The 13,122-nt window shown below is 41.7% G+C and carries 7 protein-coding genes; all 7 read right to left on the reverse strand.

Going from position 1 to position 13,122, the window contains the following annotated elements:
• Positions 1 to 2: 2 nt before the first annotated feature.
• Positions 3 to 1,160: an aldose epimerase family protein gene (locus ACR1PO_RS01640; protein WP_433985589.1), complete on the reverse strand. Its 1,158-nt coding sequence runs from the start codon at positions 1,158 to 1,160 to the stop codon at positions 3 to 5.
• 27 nt (positions 1,161 to 1,187) lie between these two features.
• Positions 1,188 to 2,684 carry an L-arabinose isomerase gene (gene araA / locus ACR1PO_RS01645; RefSeq protein WP_433985590.1) on the reverse strand — a complete coding sequence of 499 codons (1,497 nt, stop codon included), beginning with the start codon at positions 2,682 to 2,684 and terminating at the stop codon, positions 1,188 to 1,190.
• Positions 2,685 to 2,723: 39 nt separating this feature from the next.
• Positions 2,724 to 3,434 carry an L-ribulose-5-phosphate 4-epimerase gene (locus ACR1PO_RS01650; RefSeq protein ID WP_433985591.1) on the reverse strand — a complete coding sequence of 237 codons (711 nt, stop codon included), beginning with the start codon at positions 3,432 to 3,434 and terminating at the stop codon, positions 2,724 to 2,726.
• 27 nt (positions 3,435 to 3,461) lie between these two features.
• Positions 3,462 to 5,162, reverse strand: a complete 1,701-nt coding sequence (locus ACR1PO_RS01655; RefSeq protein ID WP_332386417.1) for a ribulokinase — start codon at positions 5,160 to 5,162, stop codon at positions 3,462 to 3,464.
• Positions 5,163 to 5,289: 127 nt separating this feature from the next.
• A complete protein-coding gene (locus ACR1PO_RS01660; protein ID WP_433985592.1) occupies positions 5,290 to 7,278 on the reverse strand; it encodes an alpha-L-arabinofuranosidase family protein in 1,989 nt (662 codons plus the stop codon).
• Between the two features lie 63 nt (positions 7,279 to 7,341).
• A complete protein-coding gene (locus ACR1PO_RS01665; RefSeq protein WP_433985593.1) occupies positions 7,342 to 9,975 on the reverse strand; it encodes a beta-glucosidase in 2,634 nt (877 codons plus the stop codon).
• A gap of 296 nt (positions 9,976 to 10,271) precedes the next feature.
• Positions 10,272 to 13,010: a T9SS type A sorting domain-containing protein gene (locus ACR1PO_RS01670; protein WP_332386415.1), complete on the reverse strand. Its 2,739-nt coding sequence runs from the start codon at positions 13,008 to 13,010 to the stop codon at positions 10,272 to 10,274.
• Positions 13,011 to 13,122: the final 112 nt, after the last annotated feature.

A 13,122-nucleotide genomic window follows, 5' to 3' on the forward strand; every position in this document is an offset into this window, starting at 1 on the left:
GTTTAGTTTTTAACGGAGAATTTATAGATGGTTTTCGACTGATACTTCTGTCCGGGCTTCAACTCTGTGGAAGGAAAAGAAGGCTGGTTAGGTGAATCCGGAAAATGCTGTGTTTCCAGGCAGAATCCTGTCCTGAATTCATTTTTACCGCCAGTTTTGGTATCAAACTTTCCGTCAAGAAAATTACCTGAATAAAACTGCACACCGGGTTCATCCGTGAAGACTTCCATCAGCCTTCCAGTTCCCTGGTGATACACTTTAGCGATGCTTCTCAGGCCTTTTCCATTCAGGATCCAGTTGTGGTCATATCCTTTTCCTTTTTTCAGCTGATCGTCTTCTGCACTGATATCTTTTCCAATCGGTTTTGAAACCGTGAAGTCAAAAGGAGTTCCTTTTACGGCTTTCTGCTCACCGGTAGGAATTAAGGTTTCGTTCACCGGAAGAAAATGATCTGCATTAATCTGCAGTTCATGATCGGTAATCGTTTTAGTGAAATTTCCGGACAGGTTAAAATAAGAATGCTGGGTAAGATTCACCACGGTAGGTTTATCGGTTTCTGCTTCATAGGAAATTTCCAAAGCATTGTCGTCTGTAAGGGTATAAAAAACAGTTGCTGTCAGTTTTCCCGGATATCCTTGTTCACCGTCTGCACTGGTATAGGATAACTTCAATGTCGGAAATTTTGCATCCTTTACGACTTCAATATTCCAGAATCTGGTGTGAAATCCTTCTTTTCCTCCGTGAAGGCTGTTGGGACCATCATTTTTATCGATTTCGTATGCTTTACCTTCCAGTGTGAATTTAGCGTTGGCAATCCTGTTGCCATATCTTCCGATCAATGCTCCGAAATAATAAGGATTGCCATCAAAATATCCTTCAGGTTTTGTAAAGCCAAGGACTATATCCTCATATTTTCCTTTCCTGTCCGGGGCGGTTAAAGAAGTGATAATTCCCCCGAAGTTGATGACCTCAATTTTCATCCCGTTTTTATTGGTCAGCGTGTATTTTTTAATAGAATCGCCTTTTGGCGTCACTCCATAGTCTGAAGTATGCACATTCTCCATTTTTCCTGAAATATCCTGTTTGTTATTTTCTTTTCTGCAGCCGAAAATAATTAAAAATAATAAAATAAAAATGCCATTATGTGTTGCTTTTTTCATAATTATTTACATATTTTTTAAAATTAATTAACGATAATACATTTCATTCCAACGAAGTGTATTTTTAAAGTCACGCATTTTGGTATCTTCATCAATGACTAATGATTCAATCCCCGCTATCTCAGCAAAATCCTCCAGCTGTTCTGCTGAAATATTTTCACTGTAACATGTATGGTGTGCCCCTCCAGCCAGTATCCAGGCTTCTGCAGCGGTATATAAATCAGGAAGAGGTTTCCATAAGACTCTTGCTACCGGAAGTTTTGGCAGCTCTTCTGTAATTTCCAATGCCCTGGTTTTATTGATCAGCAGCCTGAAATGGTTTCCAAAATCCATCAGTGCAGCGTTCAGGGAATCAATATTTCCCCTGGAGTTAAAGACAAGACGAACCGGATCTGCTTTTCCCCCTATTCCCAGCGGATGGATCTCACATGAAGGTTTTCCGGATGCCAGAACCGGGTCTACTTCCAGCATATGGGAACCTAAAATAGAAGGATTGGAAGGATCCAAATGATAGGTATAATCTTCCATGAAAGCATTTCCTCCTTCCAGACCCTGCCCCATTGTTTTCATGGCACGTACCAGCGCTGCTGTTTTCCAGTCTCCTTCACCTGCAAATCCGTATCCTTTCTGCATCAGGCGCTGTACGGCAATTCCCGGCAGCTGTTCCAGTCCGTGAAGGTCTTCAAAGGTATCTGAAAATCCTTTAAATCCTCCGTCTTTTAAAAATTTTTCAAGTCCCAACTCAATTTTTGCTGCGGTGTGCAATGAACTTCTGTTGGCTCCTCCTTCTAAAAGGGATGCTGCCATGTGATAAGAAGATTCATATTCTTCCATAAGGTTTTTAATTTCTCCTTCGCTTACAGAATTGATAACGCCTACAAGATCACCGATTCCCCAGGTATTGACTGAAAAACCGAACTGAGTTTCAGCTTCCACTTTATCTCCATCTGTAACGGCTACAAACCGCATATTATCTCCAAAACGTGCAAATTTAGCTCCCTGCCAGTCGTCCCAACCTGCAGCAACACGGCTCCAGTCACCAATCTGCTTCTGAACTCTTTCTTCTGACCAGTGTCCTACCACTACTTTTCTGTTTTTTCGGAGTCTGCTTACCATGAAACCGAATTCACGGTCTCCGTGAGCTGCCTGGTTAAGATTCATAAAATCCATATCCATGGTAGACCACGGAATATCTCTGTTGAACTGGGTATGCAGATGCAGAAGAGGTTTCTGTAAAATTTTCAGCCCTCTGATCCACATTTTGGCGGGTGAAAAGGTATGCATCCAGGTAATAATTCCTATACAGTTTTCTGCCTGATTGGCTGCTGCAATGGTTTCAAATATCTCTTCGGTAGTTTTTACCGTTGGCTTTACAATGACTTTTACCGGAATGAAAGAAGATTTTTCAAGTTCTGCCACTATTTTCTGTGAGTGTTCTGCCACCTGGGCAAGTGTTTCGGGTCCGTATAGATGCTGACTTCCTGTGATGAACCATACTTCTTTGGTATTGAGAGGTGTTAACATAATTTTGTTGATCGTTAATAGTTGTTTATGTTGAAGTGTTTAGTGTTTAAATTCCTGTCCGTAGTAGGCGTTCTTGCCATGCTTACGTTCATAGTGTTTTTTGATGAGAGAATCTTTCAGACGTTCTGCATCAGGATTGATCTGCCTGGTGAGATAAGCCATTTCGGCAATGGTTTCCAGCACTTTGCTGTTGTAGACTGCTTTCTCCGCATTTTTTCCCCAGGTAAAGGGACCGTGATTGCCGATCAGGACCATTTCTACTTCTTCCGGAGAGAGCTGTTTTTCTTTAAAGCATTCCAGAATCTGTATTCCTGTATTGTATTCGTAGTTTCCTTCAATCAGTTCATCCGGCATAGGCGGAGCGCAGGGAATATCTGTCGTAAGATGGTCCGCATGGGTGGTCCCGAAAACAGGGATATCCATTTGTGCCTGTGCCCATGCCACGGAATAGATGGCGTGTGTGTGGGAAATTCCACCGATATTTTCCCAGTTTTTATACAGATAAGCATGGGTCTTGGTATCGGAAGAGGGTCTGAGCCTGCCTTCAATGATATTCGCATCAAAGTCCAGAATCACCATATCTTCCGGCTTTAAAATGTCGTAGGGAACACCGCTTGGTTTAATGGCAAAAACACCTTTATCACGGTCTACAGCACTCACATTCCCGAAGGTATAGACCACCAGCTTCAGCGCATCCAGCTGCATATTCGCTTCATAGCATTCTCTTTGGAGTTCTTTATAAGTATTCATTTTGGGTATCATTCAAAAGGTTAATATTCAGGAGTTCTGAAGTTCTTTTCTGTTGTTTTTCAACCTGGTATTGTATTCTACAAAATCAGCGAGTTTCTGGTATTGCTGCATTAATTCTCTGTAGTGCAGCACTTCTTCAGCTTTGGGTTGGTACTCCGCTTCAAATCCGGAGCCCATTTTCATGCTTGCTTCCTGTACGGTAGGATAAATTCCTGCTGATACTGCCGCATAAACAGCAGCCCCTAACGCAGGAGTCTGGTCCGAAGCGGCAACCACAATCGGCATATCCAGAACATTAGCAAGTGTCTGCATGATGAACGGTGATTTCCTTGCTACTCCTCCGATTCCGATCACTTTATTGATTTTCACCCCTTCCTCTTCAAAACGGTCAACGATCTTTTTAGCTCCGAAACAAATGGCATTCACCAAAGCTTTGAAAATATGGGGTGCTTTTGTTCCCAGAGAAAGCTGGCTGATGGCTGCCTTAAGTTCCTGGTCTGCATCCGGTGTTCTTCTTCCGTTGACCCAGTCCAATGCAACCGGAACGGTATCTGAAAGAGAAATTTTTTCTGCTTCAAGGGTTAATTTTCTGATAAGCCCTGCCTCCATTTCTTCAGCAAGCTTTATCTTCTGCTCGTCTGAAATACTTTCGGAATGCACCATCACCTGGTGAACCGGCCACATCAGGATATCTTTATACCATGCGAGCACATCTCCAAAGGCGGACTGCCCTGCTTCAAGCCCTATCAGTCCGGGAATTACGGAGCCCTCAACCTGTCCGCATATTCCTTTTACAGTTGTATCCCCGATAGCTTCCTGTGAGGCTACCATAATATCACAGGTAGAAGTTCCCATGATTCTGATCAGTGTATTTTCTTCCACTCTGGCTCCTACAGCTCCTGAATGGGCATCAAAGGTTCCTACGGTAATGATGGTTTTGGTGGTAAGACCGGTTTTTGCAGCCCATTCTTCATTCAGGTAGCCGGCAATTTCATCTGAAGTATAGGTTTCACGGTATAGTCTTGCTCTGAGCGCTCCCAGAGATGGATCAAGCCTGTTGAGGAATTCTTCGGAAGGCAGACCGTCCCACGAGTCATGCCACATGGCTTTGTGGCCGGCAGCACAACGGCTTCTTTTAAACGTGGCCAGGTCTTTATGATCTGATAAAAGGAAAGTCAGATAATCACAGTGTTCCATCCAGCTATAAGCTGCATTTTTTACTTCTGCATCAGCTCTGCTGATGTGCAGTATTTTGGCCCAGAACCATTCTGAAGAGTAAATACCGCCTTCATATTTTGTATAATCTTCACCACCCCAGGTTCTCGCAAGGGTATTGATTTCTTCGGCTTCACGAATGGCAGTGTGGTCTTTCCATAAAACCATCATGGCATTGGGATTTTCTTCAAATCCCGGAACCAGTGCCAGAGCTGTTCCATCGTTGGTTACAGGAAGCGGTGAAGAACCTGTAGTATCAATACAAATACTGACGATCTGCTCTGCCGGTATCCCGCTTTCTTTTACTACTTCTGAAATAGTCTTTTCCAGGCCTTCAATATGATCTGAAGGGTGCTGTCTGAAACTGTTGGCTGCGGGATTACAAAATTTACCTTCTTTCCATCTCTGGTAATAGCTGACTGAAGAAGTTATTTCAGAACCGTTTTCAGTATCAATAAGGACGGCCCGTACGGAATCTGTACCGTAGTCCAGCCCGATAACATATTTTTTCATGGTGGTGAAACGTTTTTGATTATTGAGATTTAAATTCTCCTGATGAGATAAAAACAAATATAAGATTCTATTTTAAATAAATGTAGAAAATACACTTATTTTTAATAAAGAACTGTATATCAGTTAATTAATTTATTTCTAGCTTTAAAACAACTAAAGAACTGGCGGGAATTTCCGTTGAAATTTCACCATTTTTGACTTCAGAAATCTCTTCTTCAGGTTTTATGGGCTCAGCATCGAAATTATTTTCAGTAGAAAGCTGTGGGGCAGACAGGAGGATTTTGGTTATTTTCTTAACCGTTTTCAGAGTTCCTGGTTTGATAGTAACCGTTTTAGCCTGAGTATCAGTATTGACGATTTTAATAATAATCTCCTTATTTTTAGTGTCCTTCACTGCTGCAGCGTATAACTTTTCCTGACCGGATACTGCTTTTCCGTTGCTTTCTATTTTCAGTACATCCGTTCCTTTATTGTTGGAAAATAATTTCTGAACATAATAATTCGGGGTTGCATAGGATTTCAGGTTATTGAACCAGATAAGGTCAGGTGTCCACTGCCAGCCGTCAGCATGGGCAAAAAGCGGTGCATAGGAAGTCATATAGACAACATCTGCGTTTCTTTCAAGACCTGTCATAAAAGCAGCTTCTGAAAGGGCCGTCAGCCAGTTATTTTTATTATCAGGCTTTACTACTCCTACAGACTGGGCTGCATATTCTCCGGCAAAGACTTTTGGTCCGGAACGGTCGTACTGGTCGTATCTGCCTGCATTTTTCATAAACCATTCGGGAGAATTGTAGTAATGCTCATCTACCATCTGTGCGTTAAGCTGCTTCAGCTCTTTCCAGCCATATTCGAAGAATTCGCCATCGGGTGACGGCCCGCTTCCGGAGATGATCTTCATATCAGGATATTTTGTGTGAATGGCTTTTTCAAATACTTTATAACGTTCAATATAATCTGCTCCCCACTGTTCATTTCCTACTCCGATAAATTTTAGATTAAAAGGCTTTGGATGTCCCATTTCAGTACGGATTCTTCCCCATTTTGTTCCGGAATCTCCGTTGGCAAATTCAATAAGGTCAAGGGCATCCTGAACGTAAGGATCGAGGTCTTCCATTTTCACCAGCTCTGCCGTATTGAACTGGCAGGCCATTCCACAGCTCAGAATAGGAACAGGTTCTGCACCCAGATCTTCGGAAAGCTGGAAATATTCATAAAATCCCAGTCCGAAAGACTGTCCGTAATCCGGTGTAAGCCGATGCGGAAATCCTGTGCTCCATTTATTGATGAGGTGTTCGCGGTCTGCAACATTTCCAATTGTTTTTTTCCACTGATAGCGTTCTGCCAAAGTTCTTCCTTCTACAATACAGCCTCCAGGAAACCTTAAAAATCCGGGCTGCAAATCGTATAGTTTCTGAACGAGATCTTTTCGTAAGCCTCCTTTTCTCCCTTTCCAGGTATTCTGAGGGAAAAGTGAGATCATATCCATGTTGACAATACCGTTTCCGGTAAATGTAATCCGCAGTTTTGCTTTTTCAACGGTTTTCGGTGCTTTGAAAACGGCTGTATACTTCTGCCACCCCTTTCCTTTAATGAGCGTGGAAGCTGAAGAAATTTCCTTCCCGTTTTCATCAACAAGACTTGCATTTACTGCAGCAATATTTCCTGAAACATTCTCCAGATCAAAACTGAAATCATATTGTTCTCCCTGATGAAGACCCATTCCTCTGAATCCTTCATTTTCCAGAATATAATTTTTATCGTTCAGAACGGTAATTCTCGCGTAATTTTTATTGGTTTTTGCTGGGTTGGAATAAATGGTCAGAAACCCGGAATCCAGATTAGGAGAAAGTGTTTTTGTGTTAGGCTGTTTCCATCCTGTGAAAGGTTCGTCAAATTCAAAGCTCCGGTTTTTAATCAGTTCCGCATACAATCCGCCATCTGCTGCAAAATTGATGTCTTCAAAGAAAATCCCGTACATGGTGGGCTGTATTTTAACAGGAGCAGAGGTTTCTTTCAGATCCAGGTTAAAAGTACGGACCGTATTATTCTGAGCCGAAAAAAAAGCAGCACTGAGGGAAATTGCGATGGAAAATATTTTATTTTTGGTTGTCATAGATCGTATATTTTGAAAGTTGCATCAGGATTTGCAATGTTTACAAGTCTTCCTAATCATTTTTTATTTTACTTTTAACGGAATCGTTTTCAATCCGGCATTATCAGAAGTTCCACCGTAAAAAATGGTATAATCGCCGGGTTTTGAAACCAGATCATCTGTTTTTTCATCGTAGAACGCAAATGAATCTTTAGAGAGGGTCAGCTGAATGTTTTTTGTTTCTTTAGATCTGATTAAAGTCCTTTCAAAAGCCCTTAACGTTTTTACCGGCGCCTGGGCATCATTGTTTCTTTTGATGTAGGCCTGAACCACTTCTTCTCCATCTCTTTCTGAAATATTGGTTACCGGAATTATGATTGTCACATTCTCGTCGGTACCGATCATATTTTTGCTCAGCTTGGAATCTCCGTAAACAAATTTTGAATAGCTCAGGCCGTGCCCGAACGGATAAAGAGGTTTTTCCGTCATATAACGGTACGTCCTCCCCTGCATATCATAATTTTCAAATCCCTCGTGCCTGCTTGTCTTTGAAAGAGCGTTGTCCAGCTGTTCAAGGTTTTTATAAAAAGTAACGGGTAACTTTCCCGAAGGATTATAATCCCCTGCCAAAACATCTGCAACGGCCGTTCCTCCGGATTGTCCGCCATACCAGGCATTTAGTAAAGCATCATAATTTTTCTCATCCTGTTCCAATCCCAGGGCACTTCCGGTGCAAAGAACAAAGACAACAGGTTTTCCCGTTTTTCTCAGCTCCGCCAGCAGTTCCCGCTGGACTTCAGGAAGAGCAATGGAGGTTTTATCACCTCCTCTGAAACCTTCTGCATTTACCATCATCTCTTCACCTTCCAGGCTTGGAGAAAGTCCGCCTGCAAAGACAATGACGTCCGCACTTTTCACCTTTTCTCTGACCGAAGCAAAATTAACAGGGTCTTTTCTGTACACTTCAAAGGTGATGCTCACATATTTTCCTTTTTGTGTATGACGCAGTTCTATCTGATATTCTTTTCCTTTTTCCATTTTTACAGGAAACTCTGAAGGATGTCTTGCGTCAGGTCCTTTCCTTGTTGCGATTTCTTTTCCATCCACGAAAAGTGTATAGATATCAGAGGTAGACGCAGAAAATATAACATCTCCTGTATAAGTACTTTTGAAAATGCCTGAAATAACAGCTGAGGTATTTTCTCTTCCTACATTGGGAGCAAGCTGAGTCCCGCCAAAACTGTTGTAACTGACGGCAGTTGAGTTTACGGAAGTATTGGCCGGCTGCCCTTTGAATTCATTATTATTGAAGAACTCTACTTTCATTCCTTTCGCGCCGTTTTTCTGACTGATAAAATTCTGATAGAGTGACGTTCTGGACGAAGGATCTGTGACTTCACTTCCCTTTTCGTAAATAATTTCAGCATTCGGGAATTTGGTTTTGATTCCGTCTAAAATCGTTACAATGGAAGAAGGAGTTCCGTTATAGTTTCCTAACTGCATCAATCCGTCGTTGGCGTTTGGTCCCACAACTGCAATTTTTTTAATACTTCTGCTGAGAGGTAAAATATTCTTTTCGTTTTTCATCAGCACAATTGATTTTTGTGCCATTTTCAGTGCCTGCTTTTTATGTTCTTCAGAATCGACTACAGAATATGGAATGGTATTCCAGTGAACGGAAGATTTCGGATCAAGCATTCCCAGCTCAAACCAGCCTTTCAGGATTCGGCGCATCGATACATCGATATCCTTTTCGGTAATCAGCCCGCTTGCAAGGGATTTATTCAGATTGTTATAGGTATCTCCGCATTCCAGATCTGTAGAATGTTTCAAAGCATCTGCTGCGGTTGTTTTCTCGTCAGGATGGGTGCCATGGTATTTTTTCTGAAAGAAATCGGCCAGTGCCCAGCAATCTGAGACCACCATTCCGTCATACTTCCATTTTCCACGGAGAATTTCAGTAAGCAACGTATTATTGGCACAACACGGTTGTCCGTCAAAGGCATTGTAGGCGCACATCACTTCTCTTACATTTCCTTCCTGAACCAATGCTTTGAAAGCAGGAAGATACGTTTCATACAGATCTCTTTTTGAGATTTCTGCGTTGTAAGAATGGCGGTTCCATTCCGGTCCGCTGTGTACCGCAAAATGTTTGGCGCAGGCATGGGTTTTAAAAAATCTGGGGTCGTTTCCCTGTAAGCCTTTTACCGCTGCAACACCCAGAACAGAGGTAAGATAAGGGTCTTCACCATAAGTTTCCTGGCCTCTTCCCCATCTTGGGTCACGGAAAATGTTGATATTGGGGGTCCAGAAGGTAAGTCCTTCGTACCGCCCTGTTTTTTGGGCTTCATCAAAAGACCTGTTGTATTTTGCCCGTGCTTCATCAGAAATCATTTCAAACGTTTTAAAATGTTCCGGAACATCCCATGTAGCTGCCATTCCTATTGCCTGGGGAAAAACAGTAGCTGTTCCTGCTCTTGCCACCCCATGCAGTGCTTCATTCCACCATCCGTAGGCAGGAATTTCCAGACGGGGAACTGCCTGGGAGTTATCCATCATCATCCCTATCTTTTCTTCTGTTGTGAGTAAGCTGATAAGATTTTCTATTCTTTCATTAACCGGAAGCTCCGGGTTTCTGAATGGGTATTTATAATGGCTCTGGGCAAAAAATAAAGGTGCTGCCAGGGTTACACATAGGATTGATACAATGCTTTTCATAGGTAGTATGGTTTCAATAAAATCCGGAAAAAGGCTGTGAATTTTGTGATTAATATTTTTCAAACCACTGATTTCACAGATCTTCACCGATAATTATGTTTTCATTATTATTTTATACAAATTGCCCCTGTCACTGAGCAGAAATGCACTAAAAAACAAATATAACGTTCTATTTTAAATAAATGTAAATAATACACTTAAATTAATGGTAAATCCTGCTTACTTTTGGTTTTCATCTACCAAATTGTGGAAATAAAGCCACCATAAGCAATGCTCATGATGGCTTTGGATTCAGTTTATTCTTTGACAAATTTTTGTTTTACTACTGTATTATTTTTTTGAGCAACCTCAATAAAGTAAATACCCGCGGGGAAATCTCCCACATTAATTTGGTTTTTCCCTGAACTTATTTTCAATCCGGCTCTGATGACACTTCCTTTTGCATCAAAAATGGTGGCAGCAGCTTCTGAAAGATCAGAATCAATGAAAAGGTCTGCTTTTGCCGGATTAGGATATATTTTCACAACTTCTTTTTTAGCTTCATCAGGAATGTTTCTGGCATTTAACGATCCGAAATTTAAAGGAAGAAGGTTGGCAGAATAGGCATTTTCTTCTGTAAGATAGGCTTTGAAAGATCCTATTACAGGTTCACTTCCGGCTGTTACTTTATAGAAGCCTGTTACTCCGTTTTCTGTTTTCAGCACATAAGCGTTGGCAGGAACTTTAATGCTCTGATAAACTCCGTTCATCTGGTTAACAGTAATTGCTTTAGGAGTGGAGACGTTTCCTGTACCGCTGAAAGTAATATTTCCTGTCGCGTTGATGATTACCGGAGTGTTTGCAGGAATGATTCCGTTTGAAATTGCGGTACAGTTGATATTGCTTGCTCCCGGTGACATCGTATAGGCAGTAATTCCGGACGGCACATTAGCCTGGAACGGCAGGATCAGCACATCGTAACCATTAAATGTACGGCTGTAAGAAGCTGTATTGGCTGTAAAGTTAAATGGTACCTGAAAATCCATACCCTGACCGGAAAGGACAAGATTTGAACATGTAGTACCGGAGATCACATTATCGGCAGATGAACTTACGTTTGAATTCACATAATAAATGCTGTTAGTGTTAGCACTCATAGGCTGCCAGTTATTGGAGGAAGTAATTCCTGCTGTATTTCTGAAGTCTACAGAAGTGTAGTAGCCATTTTCCAGGGCATCCATCAGATAGCTGTCGCTTGCAGAATAGGTACCTCCGAATTTTGAAGCAATTTCATTACCCACATTGAAATAAACATCGCCCAGATTAAGCGTAAGGACAGAGCTGTAATTGGAATTTCTCAGTCCTAAAATTCCTTTGCATCCGTCTGTAAGCACCTGTCTTGAAATATCGAATGTGATATCGAAATTTCCTCCCTGCGGAAAATTAATCTTTCCGTAATTATATGATTTCGTTACCCCCTGGCTGTTGATATAGTATAAAGTAGTATTGTCCGAATAGCTTTGTCCCGCCGTTGTATAGCTGTTTACATGCAGGATCAGCTTATTATACCGGTCATTAAGCTGAAGATATCCGTTAGCCGCAGTCATATTATTGCTGATAAGAGGACTTGGATTGGAGAATGTCACCGTTGTATTGCTGATATTGAATCCTGTTCCAAAAGATGTACTGGTAGCCGTTTGTGTTTCGATTTTATTATAATGAATATCTCCGCCTGTCATGAGAGAAGCAGGCCTGTCGCCGCTTTTGTTAAAAACAAATGTCATGACACTGGAAGGGCTGATATCAGCAGTAGGCCGGAATGTTGCCGTACTCAAAGAAATAGGTGTACTCACCATATTGGATTGTGTATTGGTCAGTACTTTTGTTCCTGAAGTTGTGTAAAAAGGCAGGTCAACCTTCAAACTATACGTGTTCTGAGAAGGATTGATGACCATAAGAACGACCTGATTACCATCCTGGGAAATATAGGAAGATCCCTGTAATACTCCGGTTTTGTCATCCCATTTGGCTTCTATTCTCGTCTTTCCTGTTGTGTATTTGGCATAATGTGAAAGAATATAGCCTCTTTTGGTCATTACACCTGCAGGAGTTCCGTAAGTTCCGTCCCCCATTAAGCCATAATAACGTTTGGCAGAGTAATGGATCCAGGCATTGACATTACCCAATAATGCATTGTTGACACTGCCGGCGAAAGTAAACGCATCTGTATTCCAGCTGAAGTCACGGGCCGGCTGGGTAGATGAAGAGTTCCAGTTGATCAGATATTCTGTCTGCCAGATTTCTTTGTTATAATTCTGAAATTGTTTGTAGGTAGACTGCATAAGCCCATATTGATGCCCGCCATACACTTCAAAATTAGCCATTGCCGCAGGATCCAGCAACGCACTGGCAAAATTATCCGTAAATCCCACACTTTCCGGGGCAATCACTTTACAATTGATGAGCTGCCCGTAATTCTTGATAAAAGTGGTAATCTGTGCAGGCGTCCATATACATCCCTGATACTGGGCCATTTCATCCGGTTCATTTTGAATGGAGATATAATCGAGATCAACTCCGTTGTTCTGAAGATAGGTAACAAAACTGTTAAGATAAAGGGCATAGTCCTGATAATTTTCCGGTTTTAAATATCCGATCTGCTGTACTCCGTTAGCATCAGTGTAAACAGCATTGACATGGTTATTGGTTTTCCAGGCTGCAGGCATGGTCCAGGGCGAAGCAAAAATGGTAAGTCCCATAGATTTGGCCAGCTGTGCTGTAGCCAGTACGGAACTCCAGTTGCTGCTGTTTTCAGGGATATATAATCTCATAATATTATATCCGCCTTCACTGGAAGCGCCCCAAAGCGTCTGAATTTCTGAGGTAGACATATGGTTATACGCAAACTGGGGACTGCATACAAATCCCCCGAACCCTTTTATTTTCTGATAAGATGTGTTCTTATCAATTTTTACAGTGGTAAGCTGCCCATGCACCAGACAGCTGAAAAACAAGCATACAGAATGAATGCTGACAAGATTTAAAAGTTTTTTCATAATGGTTTAGTTTTAAATATTCGTGATTTTGACTGTTAACAATTAAAGTAAGGGCAATAGATTCCCTATCAAGACAGTTCATTTTCAGAAACCGTCAGGAAAATACCCTGAA

The organism is Chryseobacterium amylolyticum (assembly GCF_051011775.1).
In the GTDB taxonomy this organism is placed as follows: Bacteria; Bacteroidota; Bacteroidia; order Flavobacteriales; family Weeksellaceae; genus Chryseobacterium.